Raw genomic sequence first — 14,447 nt, 5'->3', positions numbered from 1 at the left:
GGCCGGACGTGCTGACCCGCATCGCGAGCGCGTTCGCGCAAGCCGCCCTCAAACCGGCGCGGCATGCTCTTCGGTCAGCCGGCGCAGATAGGCGTCGGCATCGACCGGCGTCTCGCGCGGGCGCCGGTTGAGCAGGTCCTGGATGCGCTCGTTGTCGGCGTGACGCACCTTGTCGACCGTGTCGGTCATCAGGATCTCACCCTGATCGAGCACGGTGATCGTGTCGGCGATCTTGAACGCGCTTTCGAGTTCATGGGTGACGACGACGATGGTCATGCGCAGCGCGTCGCGCAGGCGCAGGATCAACTCATCGAGTTCGGCGGAGACGACCGGGTCGAGGCCGGCCGAAGGCTCGTCGAAGAACAGCAGTTTCGGATCCATCACGATCGCGCGCGCGAGCGCCGCGCGCTTGATCATGCCGCCGGACAGTTGCGCCGGCATCAGCTCCTGGAAGCCGCCGAGGTTGACCACTTCGAGCTTGAGCCGGCTCATGATGCGGATCGTGTTCTCGTCGAGCGAAGTCAGCTCGCGCAGCGGCAGCGCGACGTTGTCGCCGACACTGAGCGAGGTCAGCAGCGCGCCGCCCTGGAACGACACGCCGATCTGCCGGCGGATGCCGAGCATCTGCGCCTCGCTCGCCCGGCCGATATCGACGCCGAGCAGCTTGATCGAGCCGCCGCGCGGCCGATGCAGGCCGAGCAGATGACGCAGCAGCGTGCTCTTGCCTGAACCGGATCCACCCATGATCACGCGGATCTCGCCCGCGCGTACGTTGAAATCGACGCCCTTGAGGATGCGGCGGCGACCGTACCAGGCTTCGAGTTGGGAGACTTCGATGAGCGAAGCGGAGGCATTCACGACAGGAACCTCGGGGCGACGGCAAGCGACGAGCGGTGGGCGGCGAGCGGAAAAAGCAGCGGCGACAACGCGGCTCTGCGCTCATTCCGCACGCCGCACACTGTTTTGTCGCTGATGCCCGTCATCGATTGAGGAAGAACGAAAAGATCATGTCCGCCACGATGATGTAGCAGATCGACAGCACGACCGAACGCGTGGTCGCGCGGCCGACGCCTTCGGCGCCGCCCGCGACCGAGAAGCCCGTGCTGATGCCGATCAGCGAGATCAGGATCGCGAACACCACCGACTTGGCCAGGCCCTGACCGATATCGCCCGGCGTCAGCTGCGCCAGCGTCTGCGCAATATATGCGCCGGGCGAAACGTTGAGCGCGGGCGCGGAATAGAGCGCGGCACCGAGGATCGAAATCGCGTCGGCGAAGAGGGTCAGCGCGGGCAGCATGATCAGCATCGCGAACAGCGCTGGCGCGGCCAGGTAGCGCACCGGATCGATGCCGATCACCGCGAGTGCATCGACTTCCTGCGAGACGTTCATCGAACCGATGCGCGCGGCCAGCGCCGATCCCGAACGCCCGGCGACGAGGATCGCCGTGATCAGCGTGCCGAATTCGCGCGTCACCGACTTGGCCACGGCGACGACGACCTGCGACTGCGCGCCGAATTCCGACAACGCGGCCACGAACTGGATGCCGAGCATGATGCCGATGACCAGCGCGAGCAGCGCCGTGATCGGCAGCGCGTCGACGCCGATCTGGCGCATCTGCTCGAACACGGACGCGACGCGCACCGGCTGGCCGCGGCGCCAGCCGGTCAGCGCGAAGCCGATGCTTTCCGTGAGCAGCATCGCCGCGTGACCGATGCCGGCGAGCGACTTCAATGTCGTGCGGCCCAGCGACTCGAGCGGGCGCGTGATCGCATCCATGCTCACGCCGACCTTGCTGCGTCGAGATCGGCGAAGATCGGAAACACGCGATCCAGGCGCGCGAGCTGGAGCACGGCCATCACCGCCGCGCTGACCGCGACGAGGCCGAACTTGCGGTTGCGGCTGCGCGCGTTCTGGAAACCCTCGACCAGCGCGGCGATGCCGGACGAGTCGATATAGCTGACCTCGGACAATTCGACGCCGACCTTGCCGGTATCGGCCAGTGCGTCGAGGATCGCCCGCCGTACCTGCTGCGACCAGGACAGGTCGACTTCGCCCCTGAGGCGCACGAGCACGTAGTCGCCAAGGGTTTCGCTGGTGCATTCGTTGGCGTTCACGGGTCGCCCCCTGTTTTTGCGGGAATGTGTTTGCGCATGAGCAGACGGTTGCCGCGACCGCCCGGCACGCCTTCGACGTGCCAGGCGTCCATCGTCGCATCGATGAAGGCGACGCCGAGGCCGCCGGCGCGGCACTCGGACAGGTCGCGCGGACGGATCCGCTGCGGGTCGACGCAAGGCGCCTCGTCGCGCAGCTCGAAATCGAGCACGTCGCGCTCGCGCGTCATGCGTAGCGCGATCGTTCCGCTTTCGCCGCCGCAGTACGCGTGGCGCATGATGTTGGTGCATGCTTCGTCGACGACGAGGACGAGGCGGTCGCGCAATTCCGGCGACACGTCCTCGGCATCGAGCGCGGTGCGCAGCTCGGCGCGCACGCGACGCATCTCGCCGGGGGCGGCCGGGAAGCGCAGCGCGAGCAGCTCGCGTACTTCGCTGCCGCGCGGCTCCTGCAGCAGCAGCAAGGTTGTGTCGTCGACCAGACGGCGCCGCTTCAACTCGCCGATCAGCGCGCGCAGCCGCGGCTCGGGCGCGAGTGCGGCATAGCGGCGGATCAACTCGCGCAGGCCTTCGGCGCCGAGGCGCGCGCGCACGCCTTCGCGTACGTCGGTGGCCCCGTCGGAAAACAGGTACAGCGCGGCGCTGCCGAGGTCGATCGTGCGCTCGGCGTACCCGGCATCGGCGAGGATGCCGAGAGGCGGGCCGTCGGCCGGCAATTCCTCGAATCGCCCACCGTGGTCGAGCAGCGCGGGTGGGAAGCCCGCATTGGCGATGATGGCCGCGCGCGTGCGATGGTCGTAGATGCCGACGACGGCGCAGACGAAGCGACCGTTCTGCAAGGTCTTGCACAACTCGATGTTGACCTCGCGCAGCCACGCGGCCGGCGCGGGCGCGGCGTTGCCGCTCCAGCGCAGCAGGCTGGCCACGCGCACCATGAGAAACGCCGCGTCGAGGCCCTTGCCGGAAATGTCGCCGATGAAGAACGCGAGGCGGCCGTCGGCGAGGTCGAAATAGTCGTAGAAGTCGCCCGAGATCTCGTGCGCCGGCAGGTTGACGCCGATCAGCGGAAAGCGCCCGCGCCGCCGCCGCGGCAGCAGCGATTTCTGAATCGAGCGCGCCAGCGTCATCTCGCGGCGGATGCGCTGCTGCTCGGCGACCTCGAGCGCGAGGCGCGCATTGTTGATCGCCAGCGCCATCGGCGCCGCGATCAGGCGCAGGATCTCCGCATCATCGTCGTCGAACGCGCCGCCGTCGCGGCGATTGATGATTTCCAGCGCGCCGAGCGCGCCCTGCGCGGTCGCCAGCGGCACGCACAGGATCGCGCGCGTGACGAAACCGGTTTCGGCATCGACGCGCGTGTTGACGCGCGTGTCGCGGCGTGCGTCGTCGCTGCGCTGCGGCGCATTCTCGGCCACCGCGCGGCCGACAACGCCCTGGCCGACTTCGAGCTTGAGACCGACGATGTCGACCGGGCCCGCGCAGATCTTGCATTCGAGCAGATGCGTCGCCGGATCGAGCAGGAACAGCGAGGCCCCTTCGGCATGCATGAAATCGAGGATGCGCGCGAGTGCCGGCCCGAGCGTCGTCTTCAGGTCGAGCGACACCGCCAGCGACTGCGACAGATCGGCGAGGAAACCCAGCGCACGCCGCCCGCCTGCGCGCGCCGCATCGCGCGAATCGGCGGCAACCGGGCGCGCCGCGTTCACGGCGGTGGCGGCTCCGCGCCTGACTTGTTCTCGTCGCCGCGCTCCTCGCGGCGGCCGCGCGCCGCGCGCATGCCCCACAGGGTCAGCACCGGCCCGGAGATCACGTAGAGCAGCGCGATCAGGAACAGCACCGGCGCCGTGTCGACATACAGCGCGACGAGGACGAGCACGGCGAGCGGGATGATCGCGAACGGCACCTTGTCCGACTTCGGGCCCGACTTGAAGCTCCAGTAGCGCACACGGCTGACCATGAGTCCGCCCGCGAGCACGGTCAGGAACGGTGCGACGAATTGGGCCATGGTGCCGTCGATGCCGTATTCGGTCGTCGCCCAGACGAACGACATCAGCAAGCCCGCTGCGGCGGGGCTGGCCAAGCCCTGGAAGTAGCGCTTGTCGGCGACGCCGACCTGGGTGTTGAAGCGGGCCAGGCGCAGCGCGGCGCAGGCCGCATAGACGAAGGCCGCACCGAAGCCGACCTTGCCCCAGAACGGCCCGTAGGCCTTCAGTGTCGACAACGACCAAGCATACATCACGATCGCCGGCGCGAGGCCGAAGCTGCACATGTCGGAGAGCGAATCGTACTGCACGCCGAACTCGCTCTGCGTATTGGTCAGGCGCGCGACGCGGCCGTCGAGCGCGTCGAGGATCGCCGCGACGAACACGGCGATCGCGGCCGCGACGTAGTTCCCGGCGAACGCGGCGAGCGCGGCGTAGAAACCTGAAAACAGCGCACCCGTGGTGAACAGGTTCGGCAGCAGGTAGATGCCGCGATGCGGTTTCGGCGGTTGGCCGGAAGTGGAATCCACGCGGGTCCCCGTAGTTCTCGGTGGCAAAAGTGTACCGCAAGCCCTCGCGGAGCTAGAATCTTCCGCGTCTTGCCACCCCGGAGCACCCATGTCCCGCGTCCGCGTCGTTTCGATCCGTCGTGCCAGCGCATCGTTCGCGCTGGCCGCACTGCTTGCCGGCGGCTTCGCAAGTGCGACCGAGCTGTACAAATGGACTGACAAGAACGGCGTCGTCCACTACTCCGATACCGCCCCGCAGGACGCGGATTCGGCGCAGCGCGTACGCCTGGCCGGCACCGAGGCCCCGGTCGCCGATCCGGCGGAGAAAAAGCCGGAATCGGCACCGGCCGACGCCGCCAAGCCGGTCGAGCCGGCGCCGACCGCGCTGCCCGACACGCCGGAAAACCGCAAGCGCCTGTGCGAGCAGTCGCGCGCCGCGCTCGATCTGCTGCAGAGCAAATTCCAGGTCGCCGATTCCACCGGCAAGCCGCTCGATGCAAAAACGCGCGCCGACCGCACCGCGGCGGCGAGCCAGAGCGTTGCCAGCTATTGCCAGAATCCGGGCTGATCGAACCCGGCAACCGGGTTTCATTGCGGCCCCGCGGTTTGGCCGCGCCATGCACAGCCGCTACAATCGCGGGCCCTCTCGAGTCCCGCGAACCGCCATGCGCCTGTCCCAGTTCCATCTCGCCACCGTCAAGGAAGTGCCCGCCGACGCGGAAATCGCCAGCCATCGGCTGATGCTGCGCGCGGGCATGCTGCGCAAGCATGCCGCGGGCCTCTACACCTGGTCGCCGCTGGGCCTGAAAGTGCTGCAGAAGGTCGAGACGATCGTGCGCGAGGAGATGAATCGCGCGGGCGCCCTGGAAGTGGCGATGCCGATAGTGCAGCCGCGCGAGCTGTGGGAGGAGACCGGCCGCTGGCAGAAATTCGGCCCGCAGTTGCTCAAGATCAAGGATCGCAAGGAGGCCGAGTACTGCTACGCGCCGACCGCCGAGGAAGTCGTCACCGACTTCGCCCGCAGCGAGCTCAAGAGCTACAAGCAGTTGCCGGTCAACTTCTACCAGATCATGTCGAAGTTCCGCGACGAGATCCGCCCGCGCTTCGGCGTGATGCGCGCGCGCGAATTCCTGATGAAGGACGCATACTCGTTCCACATCGACGAGGCCAGCCTGGGTCGCGAGTACGACAACATGTATGCGACGTATGCGCGCATCTTCACCCGCCTCGGCCTCGCCTTCCGCGCGGTCAACGCCGATACCGGCGCGATCGGCGGCAGCCGCAGCCACGAATTCCAGGTGCTCGCCGAGTCGGGCGAGGATGCGCTCGTGTTTTCCGACACGTCGGACTACGCGGCCAATGTCGAGCTCGCCTCCGCGCTGCCGCCGGGGCCGCGCGCCACCGCGAGCGAGGCGATGCACGACGTGCCGACGCCGGGCAAGTCGACTTGCGCCGACGTCGCCGCGCTGCTCGGCATCGATATCAGGCGCACGGTGAAGTCGGTCTGCGTGAATGGCGAACAAGGCTTCGTCCTCGCGCTCGTGCGCGGCGACCACGAGGTCAACGAGGTCAAGCTGCAGAAGATTGCGGGTCTTGCCGAATACCGGCTCGCCAACGAGCAGGAAATCGTCGACGCGCTCGGCGCCAAGCCCGGCTATCTCGGTCCGGTCGGCGTGGATCGCGGCAAGGTGAACATCGTCGCCGATCGCGAAGTCGCGGCGATGACCGATTTCGTCGTCGGGGCGAACAAGGTCGATTTCCATATCGCCGGAGTGAACTGGGTGCGCGACTTGCCAGAGCCGGACGTCGTCGCCGATATCCGCAAGGTGGTCGAAGGCGATGCGTCACCCGATGGAAAAGGCACGCTTAAAATCGCGCGCGGCATCGAAGTCGGTCATGTGTTCGCGCTCGGCACGAAGTATTCCGAGGCGATGAACGCGAGCGTGCTTGATGCCGACGGCAAGAACCGGCCGATGCAGATGGGCTGCTACGGCATCGGCGTTTCGCGCATCGTCGCCGCGGCGATCGAGCAGAACCACGACGACGCCGGCATCATCTGGCCCGAGCCGATGGCGCCGTGGCGAGTGGCCGTGTGCATGATCAATCCGAAGAACGATGCCAACGTCAACGCGGCCGCACAGGCTCTGTACGCCGAATTGAACGCGGCCGGCATCGACACCGTGCTCGACGACCGCGGCCTGCGCCCGGGTGCGATGTTCGCCGACATCGAGCTGATCGGCATTCCACATCGCATCGTCGTGTCCGAACGCGGCCTCGCCGCGGGCACGTTCGAATACCGCGCGCGTCGCGACAGCGAAAGTCGCCAGCTTACGCGCGCGGAAGTGATTGCGCTGGCGCGCGGATAGAGCCCGACCCTTTTGCCGCCGGCATTGAAATCGCCGCCGATTCGCGATTTCGCGATTTTAACGAGCCATTTCTTTTTGCCAATTACAATCACAGGCTGCCGGCTTCCGTGGCGCCGTGCCCATGGATCCGTCAGCGCAATCCAGAATGAGGAAAATGAATGGCAATCGACATCAAGGGTTTGAATCAGAATCAGCTGAGCGAATTGATCCAGCGTGCCGAATCGCGCAAGCACGAATTGGCCAAGGAAAATATCGTCAAGGTGCGCGAGAAAATCCTCGCCATCCTCGAGAACGAGGGCATCACGCTCGAACAGCTGTTCGCCGGCCGCGGTCCGGTGCGCAAGACGCGCCGTCCGGCCAAGGCGAAGTATCGCAACCCGGCCGATCGCGGGGAGACCTGGTCAGGTCGCGGCAAGCGTCCGCGCTGGTTCACTGCGGCATTGGCCGCGGGCAAGAAGGAAAAGGATCTTCTGATCTGATCGCGTCGCGAATGGAAACAAAAAGCCGGCCAACCGCCGGCTTTTTTTACAGCACGCGCCGCGGGGAAACGATCAGATCGCCGAACAGCAGGCCGGCGACCAGCGACACCAGGATCGCGAACAGCGAGACTGCGGTGTTGATGCCGAGGAACACGTCGCTGCCGACGATCGCGGATATGGTGAGGAATCCAAGACTGCCGGGCACGAGCAGGATGATGCCGGGTTCGCGCACCAGCGCACCCGGACGGTCGCTGATGCGCGCGTAGAGGTTGCTCAGCGCGCCCATGATCGCCCCGGCGAGGAACACGCCGAACTCGGGGCCGAATTCGCGTCCGCCGAAATAGGTGATCGCATAACCGAGCACGGCCGCGCTCATGACCAGCGGAAAATCGCGTCGTGCCGCGCGAAACAGCACGGCGAAGCCGTACGCACCGAACACCAGCGCGACCCAGGCCGTCCAGTCGGGCACCGGCGCCAGTGCGGCCGACGGCGGCACAAGACCGAGCACCTTGCACAACTGGTTCGCGACCAGCGTGCCGAACGCCAGCTTGATCAGGGTCGCGATCGCATCGGCGAAGCGCGCGACGCCGGAGACGAGATGGCGTGTCGACAACTCGCGCACCGCGGTCGTCAGCACCATGCCGGGGAACAACACGATCAGGCTGGCCAGCACCGTGATCTTCAACGTCAGCGGGGCGATGTGGACGCTGATCAGCGTGGCGAGCACGGTCGCAGCCAGGCCGCTCAGCGCCTCGAGCGCCAGGCGCATGCGCTGGCTGCGTGCGGCGACATCGGCGATCAGGCCGACCACGAGGCCGATGCTGCCCGCGCTGGCGACATCGACCCAGGCGCCGTGCATCAGTGTGGCCAGTGTCGCCGAGACGAGGCCGTAGCAGAGTACCTCGTGCGCGCGCGCGCGCGGGCCGATGCGATCGCCCAGCGTGTGCAGCAAAAGCGAGCCTTGCGCGATGTCGAGCTCACCCGCGATCACCTTGTCGGCGATGTCGTTGACCTCGGCGAGATGACGCAGGTCGATGTCGCCCGGCGAGAGGCGGATGACACGCGTCGTCTCGGCGACACGCTCGCGGTCGCCGCCGTCGGCGAACGAAATGATGATCGCGGTCGGGCTCGACCAGACCTGCACGTCGAGGTCGAGGCGCGTGCTCAGCCGATCCAGCGCGCTTTCCAGGCGCGGCGCTGACGTGCCGTACTGGTGCAGCCGGCGCGCGGTTTCGAGGACGAAGGCGATGCGCGCGTGCAGCGGCGCGCACGCGCTGAGCACGAGCGGACGCTGCTCCGCGTCGACGGACTCGTTCAAGATCGGGGTGGTTGCCATACCCCGCGAATTGTATCCGCGATCGCCGCGCGGAGCGGACATCGAAGTCGTTGCGCGCCGCCGCCGGCAACGCTGTCGGCGCGAACTGTGGCGTCAGCCATCGAGCGCACGGATGGTGCGGAACGTCAGGTTGATCCGCGCGGCGACCGTACGCGCGGTTTTCGGCAGGTCGTGGCGGTAGTGGTGCTGCGTGGTCCCGGCCATGCGCAGCAGGCTGCCCGCAGCCAGCTCGAGTTCGAGACGCAGGCGCGGATCGTGCCGATGGCGCAGGCGGAAGCGGCGCACGCCGCCGAAGCTGAAAGACCAGATCACCGGCTCGGAACCGAGCTCGGGTTCGTCGTCGCTGTGCCAACCCATCGAATCGCGACCGTCGCGGTAGAGGTTGGCGAGCACGCTGTTGCAGCACTCCGCGCCGTGTGCGCAAACCACCGCGCGCAGTTCGGCGAGCGCCGGCGTCCATGCGCTTGGCACGAAGCGCGATCCCGAATAGGTGTAGACCGCTTCGGCATCGCCGATCCAGCGCGACAGCCGCGGCGCGTCGATTTCGCGGCCGAAGATGCGCAGGCGATGCTGCTCCCAGGGGATTTCCTCATGCAGCCGCGCGAACCAGCGTGCGGCTTGCGCGTCGTCGCAAAATTGCGCGAGGCGCACATCGGCCCCCGGTAGATCGAAACGCCGCCAGTCGAGTCCTGTCGTCACGAAAAAACGAAGCGGACGAGTGCGGCCACGGAGGGCCGCCGGGTGATCTTCGCGGTCAGGGTTGACCGCACGGGTAGCCCGGTGCCGTATCAAGCGCCGCCGCGCACACTTCCGCGAGCTCGAGCAGGCGCAGGTCCGAGCCGGGCGGGCCGACGAACTGCATCCCGCAAGGCAGGCCGTCGAGGGTCATGCCCATCGGGATCGTGACTGCGGGCAGGCCGGCGAGGTTGGCGATGCAGGTGAAGTCGCCGGCGTTGTCGGGCAGCGGCGCTTCGAGCGGGAACGCGGTTTGCGGCGTAGTCGGCGTGACCAGCACGTCGACCTGCTCGAACATTCTGCGCGCGGCGACGACGGCGGCATCGAGCAGGTGATCGGCGGCGACGTAGTCGGCGGCGGACTTGCTGCGTGCGTAGGCCAGCCAGGCCTGCATCTCGGCCGAAACCGGATGCGCGGGGTCGGCGATCGCGCGCGCGTGCGTCGCCAGCATCTCGGCTTCGATCATGAAGAACGCCGCACGTCGCGCGCGCGGCAGATCGAAATCGCCGAAGCCGACGTCGCAACGGTTTTCGAGTTCGTGGGTCAACACCATCAACGCGCGCTCGAATGCCCTCGCCACCCCGGGCTCGATGCCGAACGCGCCGGGATCGCCGAGCAGGCCGACGCGCAACTTGCCCGGCTCCCAATCGGGCAGGGCGAGATCGACGCGGCGCCGGCGCGAGCGCGGATCGGCCGGATCGTGGCCGCCGAGCACGTGCAGCAGCACGCCGAGATCGTGCACGCTGCGCGCGATCAGGCCGACCGAGTCGAGGCGGCGCGCGGCGGGAATCATCCCGCGCGTGGAAATTTCGCCGTGCGTGGGTTTGAGCGCGAACAGGCCGCAATAGCTTGCCGGGATGCGGATCGAACCCAGGCTGTCCGAGCCGATGGCGACGGCGGCAAGTCCCGCCGCGACCGCGACCGCGCAGCCGCCCGAAGATCCGCCGGCCTGGTAACCATGGCGAAACGGATTGTGTGCGGCGCCGAGGTGCGGGTTGTTGCTGGTCGCGCCGAGAGCGGCTTCCGGCACGTGGGTTTTGCCGAGAATCACCGCACCGGCGCCGCGCAGGCGCGCGACCGCGTGCGCGTCGGCGTGTGCGGGCACATGCGCGCCCGGCAGGCCGCAGGCGGTCGCGAGCCCGGCGACGTCGAAGTTGTCCTTGATCGCGACGGGCACGCCGTCGAGGCGGCCGAATTTTCCCTTTGCCCGGCGCGCATCGCTGGCCGCGGCTTCGGCTCGGGCGGCGGGATTGAGCGCGACGTAGGCGTTGAGTTCGGCATTCCGCGCCGCGATCGCGTCGAGATACGTTTGGGTCAAGGCGGTGGCGCTCACGCGCGCGCCCGCGAGCCAGTGCAGGGTTTGGCACAGATCCGCGCCGCGCAACCGCTGCGCCTCCGGCGGCGGCAACGGCTTCAGAGTTTGCGCGGCATCCGGATTCAATTCGATGTTCATCAGCTCATACCCCCGATCCCTGTCGCATTATCACCGAATTGGTGTTGGCGGAACGTGCAAATGCACAATTGCCGCCCACGCGGCAAACCCGCACAATTCCATTTCCATACCAACCCGTCCGCGAGAGAGCCAGCATGAGCGATTCCACCCCACGCGACGTGATGGAATACGACGTCGTCACCGTCGGTGCCGGCCCTGCCGGGCTCGCGTTCGCGATCCGGCTCAAGCAGTTGCAGCCCGACATCCGCGTCTGCGTGATCGAGAAGGCCTCGACGATCGGTGCGCAGATTTTGTCCGGCGCGGTGATCGAGCCGCAGCCGCTCAACGAACTGCTGCCGGAGTGGGGCAAGAATCCGCCGCCGGTCTGCGTGCCGGTGAGCGAGGACGAATTCTGGTACCTGCCCGACCACGCGCGCGCGATCAAGTCGCCGATCACGCCGCCGCAGATGCACAATCACGGCAACTTCATCGTTTCGCTCGGCGCGCTGTGCGCGTGGCTGGCACCGCAGGCCGAGGCATTGGGTGTCGAAATCTATCCAGGTTTCGCCGCGAGCGAACCGCTGTTCGACGAGAGCGGCGCGGTCAAGGGCGTGCGCATCGGCGACATGGGCGTGGCCAAGGACGGATCGCACAAGCCCGGCTACACGCAGGGCATCGACATCGTCGCGCCGATCACGATTCTCGCCGAAGGCTGCCGCGGCCACCTGTCGAAGCAGCTGATCGCGAAATACGAACTCGACAAGGACCGTGATCCGCAAACCTTCGGCATCGGCATCAAGGAACTCTGGCAGGTGCCCGCGGGCCGCACCACGCCTGGCAAGGTCATGCACACCGTCGGCTGGCCGATGGACGGCGCGACCTACGGCGGCAGTTTCCTCTATCACCTCGACAACGACCGCATCGCGATCGGCTTCGTCACCGGCCTGGACTATTCCGACGCGCTGCTGTCGCCGTTCGAGGCATTCCAGCAGCTCAAGAATCATCCGCACATCAAGCCGCTGCTCGACGGCGGCAGCATCGTCTCGGCCGGCGCGCGCGCCATCGTCGAAGGTGGCTACCAGTCGCTGCCGAAGGTCGAGATGCCCGGCGCGATGCTGATCGGCGATTCCGCCGGCCTGCTCAACGTGCCGAAGATCAAGGGTACGCACCAGGCGATCCGCTCGGGCATGCTCGCCGCCGAACATGTCATCACTGCGAAAGCATCGGCCGGCTGGGACGCGAAGCTGCGTGGCTCGGTCGTGATGAGTGAGCTCAAGAAGGTGCGCAATATCCGCCCGGGCTTCAACAAGGGCCTGTGGCTTGGCCTTGCCAACGCGGGCTGGGAAACCGTCACCGCGGGACTTTCGCCGTGGACGCTGAAAAACCATGCCGACTGGTCCTCGCTGAAAAAAGTCGCGCCCGGCGACACCGTCGCCGAGGACCAGAAGCGCCTCGGCTACCTCGAGCGCACGCTCGCCCCGCGCGACCGCTTGGCTTCCGTCTACTTCGCCGCGACCGAGCACGACGAAGACCAGCCCGTGCACCTGCATGTTGCCGACACCGAGGTCTGCGTGACCAGGTGTGCGAGCGAATACCAGAACCCCTGCACGCGCTTCTGCCCCGCCGGCGTCTACGAAATCGTCGCCGACGAATCAAGCAAAGCCGGCAAACGCCTGCAGATCAACGCCGCCAACTGCGTGCATTGCAAGACCTGCGACATCAAGGATCCCTACGAGATCATCACCTGGGTGACGCCCGAGGGCGGGAGTGGACCGAATTACCAAAATCTTTGACCGTGCGGCTTCTGGACAGGCATGAATGGGGAGGGACAAAAAAGATCAGTCTGAGTTCGTCCGCCGGATGGGTCATTGCTCGACTGCCTGCGTTCGTTGGGGGGGCGCGACCCAGAGAAGTATCCGCACGGATTTTTGATCAGTGGACTGTCAACCGATCGAACAAGCATGGTTCGTTCCAGCTGATTCGATCCGGCGCCGGCGTACCGGTTGCGCGACATCGAATCAACTCGCGCGCGGCGGCGCTCCGACGATCGGAATGCCGAGACCACGCGCATGGCGTGCGCGCGGAAGCCCGAGGCCGAGGCGCAGGCCGTCGCCGATGCGCGTGGCGTACTCGACCATGACCGCAGCCGCGTCGGCATCGAGCACGTCGCGCGCGGTTTCGCCCCACAACTGCAACCAGCGTTCGAAATGCGCCGCGTCGATCGCATGCGGCAGATGCTTGGCCATCGGATTGCCGCGATAGGTGCCAGTGCGCAGCACAACCGAGCACCAGAACGAAGTCAGCAGACGCTTGTGTTCATTCCAATCCGCGACGACCGGATTGAATACCGCGCCGAGCCGCGGATCGATGCGCACCCTGTCGTAGAAGCGGTCGACGAGTGTGGCGATGCGGGTTTCGTCGAGGGAAGGCGTGGACATGGGCGGATACGATCGGGGCGCGGGCTGAGCAGGGTACCTGTGTCAAATGGGTTTCGCCTTGACCCGGATCAAGGCGTGGCGAGACAGGCCGGTCCGCGTCGTGGGAAACTGCATGTTTTCCCACCCAGGACAATTGCATGCCCCAGCCTCGCATCGCCCTCGTCACCGCCGCCGCGGCGCGCGATCTCGACGAAGACCTGCCGCCATTGGCCGACGCGCTGCGCGCGCAAGACCTGGGCTTCGACATCGTGAATTGGGACGATGCAAGTGCCGACTGGTCGCGCTACCGACTCGCTGTGCTGCGCTCGACCTGGGACTACACGACGCGCCTGCACGAATTCCTCGACTGGGCCGCGCGCGCAAGCCGTGCGACACAGTTGCTCAACCCTCTCGACGTGATCCGCTGGAATACCGACAAGCACTACCTCGGCGACCTCGCGCGCGCGGGCGTGGCGACCGTGGCGAGCCATTTCATCGAACCGGGCGAAGATGCCGCGGCGCTGCTCGATCGCTTTCTGCACAAGCACGAGACCAGTGAGTTCGTGGTTAAACCCAGCGTCGGCGCCGGCTCGCGCGATGCGCAGCGCTACGGACACGAGGAGCGCACCGCCGCGCTCGCGCACGCGCAGCGCCTGCTCGCGGCGGGGCGCAGCGCGTTGTTGCAGCCCTACCTCGACCGGGTCGACGCACACGGCGAAACCGCGCTGATCCATTTCGACGGCCAGTTCAGCCATGCCATCCGCAAGGGGGCGCTGCTGCGTCGTGGCGAAGGACCGACGCGTGCGTTGTTCGCCGCCGAGCACATCACCCCGCGCACGCCGACCGCGGAGGAATTGCGCGTCGCGGAAAGCGCGATCGCCGCGATTCCGTTCGGCGGCCCGTTGCCGTACGCGCGCGTCGACCTGATCCGCGACGGCACGGACAAACCCTGCGTACTCGAACTCGAGTTGACCGAACCTTCGCTGTTCTTCGCCCATGCCGAAGGTGCCGCACGACGCTTCGCCCAAGTGCTCGCTGCGCGGCTCGGCTGATGGCCGCGGGCATACCGGTCGACAGCG

General features: G+C 67.1%; 14 protein-coding genes. 5 read left to right on the top strand and 9 right to left on the bottom strand.

Features of this window, described 5'->3' with window-relative positions; genetic code table 11:
• Positions 1 to 48 precede the first annotated feature (48 nt).
• From AC16HO_RS14610 to AC16HO_RS14590, 5 genes are all read right to left on the bottom strand, one after another.
• Positions 49 to 858 (bottom strand): ABC transporter ATP-binding protein, encoded by an 810-nt coding sequence (locus tag AC16HO_RS14610; RefSeq protein ID WP_395641556.1) that lies wholly within the window; start codon positions 856 to 858, stop codon positions 49 to 51.
• Positions 859 to 979: 121 nt separating this feature from the next.
• Complete coding sequence (locus AC16HO_RS14605; protein WP_395641675.1) at positions 980 to 1,777, bottom strand: MlaE family ABC transporter permease; 798 nt, start codon at positions 1,775 to 1,777, stop codon at positions 980 to 982.
• Between the two features lie 2 nt (positions 1,778 to 1,779).
• Positions 1,780 to 2,115, bottom strand: coding sequence for an STAS domain-containing protein (locus AC16HO_RS14600; protein WP_395641557.1), 336 nt, complete (start codon positions 2,113 to 2,115; stop codon positions 1,780 to 1,782).
• Complete coding sequence (locus AC16HO_RS14595; protein WP_395641558.1) at positions 2,112 to 3,818, bottom strand: ATP-binding SpoIIE family protein phosphatase; 1,707 nt, start codon at positions 3,816 to 3,818, stop codon at positions 2,112 to 2,114. Before AC16HO_RS14595 ends, AC16HO_RS14600 begins: the two co-directional genes overlap by 4 nt.
• The gene (locus tag AC16HO_RS14590) at positions 3,815 to 4,576 is read right to left on the bottom strand and encodes a CDP-alcohol phosphatidyltransferase family protein (protein WP_395641676.1); all 762 of its coding nucleotides are present in this window, start codon (positions 4,574 to 4,576) and stop codon (positions 3,815 to 3,817) included. The genes AC16HO_RS14595 and AC16HO_RS14590 overlap by 4 nt, the downstream gene beginning before the upstream one ends.
• Before the next feature lie 136 nt (positions 4,577 to 4,712).
• Here AC16HO_RS14590 and AC16HO_RS14585 point away from each other — a divergent pair, with 136 nt between their 5' ends.
• From AC16HO_RS14585 to AC16HO_RS14575, 3 genes are all read left to right on the top strand, one after another.
• Positions 4,713 to 5,171 carry a DUF4124 domain-containing protein gene (locus AC16HO_RS14585; RefSeq protein WP_395641559.1) on the top strand — a complete coding sequence of 153 codons (459 nt, stop codon included), beginning with the start codon at positions 4,713 to 4,715 and terminating at the stop codon, positions 5,169 to 5,171.
• A 97-nt stretch (positions 5,172 to 5,268) separates the two neighbouring features.
• Positions 5,269 to 6,969, top strand: coding sequence for a proline--tRNA ligase (locus tag AC16HO_RS14580; protein ID WP_395641560.1), 1,701 nt, complete (start codon positions 5,269 to 5,271; stop codon positions 6,967 to 6,969).
• A 158-nt stretch (positions 6,970 to 7,127) separates the two neighbouring features.
• On the top strand, positions 7,128 to 7,448 hold the full coding sequence (locus tag AC16HO_RS14575) for an H-NS histone family protein (RefSeq protein ID WP_395641561.1): 321 nt from the start codon (positions 7,128 to 7,130) through the stop codon (positions 7,446 to 7,448).
• A 46-nt stretch (positions 7,449 to 7,494) separates the two neighbouring features.
• On the opposite strand, the gene AC16HO_RS14570 is transcribed toward AC16HO_RS14575, so the two are convergent.
• The 3 genes from AC16HO_RS14570 to AC16HO_RS14560 form a co-directional block, all read right to left on the bottom strand.
• Positions 7,495 to 8,784, bottom strand: a complete 1,290-nt coding sequence (locus tag AC16HO_RS14570; RefSeq protein ID WP_395641562.1) for a threonine/serine exporter family protein — start codon at positions 8,782 to 8,784, stop codon at positions 7,495 to 7,497.
• Positions 8,785 to 8,877: 93 nt separating this feature from the next.
• Positions 8,878 to 9,483 carry an alpha-ketoglutarate-dependent dioxygenase AlkB family protein gene (locus tag AC16HO_RS14565; protein WP_395641563.1) on the bottom strand — a complete coding sequence of 202 codons (606 nt, stop codon included), beginning with the start codon at positions 9,481 to 9,483 and terminating at the stop codon, positions 8,878 to 8,880.
• Between the two features lie 55 nt (positions 9,484 to 9,538).
• A complete protein-coding gene (locus AC16HO_RS14560; protein WP_395641564.1) occupies positions 9,539 to 10,972 on the bottom strand; it encodes an amidase in 1,434 nt (477 codons plus the stop codon).
• A 134-nt stretch (positions 10,973 to 11,106) separates the two neighbouring features.
• Here AC16HO_RS14560 and AC16HO_RS14555 point away from each other — a divergent pair, with 134 nt between their 5' ends.
• A complete protein-coding gene (locus AC16HO_RS14555) occupies positions 11,107 to 12,744 on the top strand; it encodes an electron transfer flavoprotein-ubiquinone oxidoreductase (RefSeq protein ID WP_395641565.1) in 1,638 nt (545 codons plus the stop codon).
• 225 nt (positions 12,745 to 12,969) lie between these two features.
• On the opposite strand, the gene AC16HO_RS14550 is transcribed toward AC16HO_RS14555, so the two are convergent.
• On the bottom strand, positions 12,970 to 13,389 hold the full coding sequence (locus AC16HO_RS14550) for a group III truncated hemoglobin (protein WP_395641566.1): 420 nt from the start codon (positions 13,387 to 13,389) through the stop codon (positions 12,970 to 12,972).
• Positions 13,390 to 13,526: 137 nt separating this feature from the next.
• Between AC16HO_RS14550 and AC16HO_RS14545 the strand changes: the two genes are divergently transcribed.
• Positions 13,527 to 14,420: an ATP-grasp domain-containing protein gene (locus AC16HO_RS14545; RefSeq protein WP_395641567.1), complete on the top strand. Its 894-nt coding sequence runs from the start codon at positions 13,527 to 13,529 to the stop codon at positions 14,418 to 14,420.
• Positions 14,421 to 14,447 lie beyond the last annotated feature (27 nt).

The organism is Rudaea sp., assembly GCF_057139185.1.
Note: the sequence above shows the minus strand (reverse complement) of the source record. Positions and strands in the feature narration are given on the sequence as shown.

Coding starts and splice junctions, on each gene's coding strand:
- AC16HO_RS14605 (WP_395641675.1), bottom strand. CDS start 1,777: ATGGATGCGATCACGCGCCCGCTCGAGTCGCTGGGCCGCACGACATTG.
- AC16HO_RS14550 (WP_395641566.1), bottom strand. CDS start 13,389: ATGTCCACGCCTTCCCTCGACGAAACCCGCATCGCCACACTCGTCGAC.
- AC16HO_RS14585 (WP_395641559.1), top strand. CDS start 4,713: ATGTCCCGCGTCCGCGTCGTTTCGATCCGTCGTGCCAGCGCATCGTTC.
- AC16HO_RS14560 (WP_395641564.1), bottom strand. CDS start 10,972: ATGAACATCGAATTGAATCCGGATGCCGCGCAAACTCTGAAGCCGTTG.
- AC16HO_RS14580 (WP_395641560.1), top strand. CDS start 5,269: ATGCGCCTGTCCCAGTTCCATCTCGCCACCGTCAAGGAAGTGCCCGCC.
- AC16HO_RS14555 (WP_395641565.1), top strand. CDS start 11,107: ATGAGCGATTCCACCCCACGCGACGTGATGGAATACGACGTCGTCACC.
- AC16HO_RS14570 (WP_395641562.1), bottom strand. CDS start 8,784: ATGGCAACCACCCCGATCTTGAACGAGTCCGTCGACGCGGAGCAGCGT.
- AC16HO_RS14545 (WP_395641567.1), top strand. CDS start 13,527: ATGCCCCAGCCTCGCATCGCCCTCGTCACCGCCGCCGCGGCGCGCGAT.
- AC16HO_RS14575 (WP_395641561.1), top strand. CDS start 7,128: ATGGCAATCGACATCAAGGGTTTGAATCAGAATCAGCTGAGCGAATTG.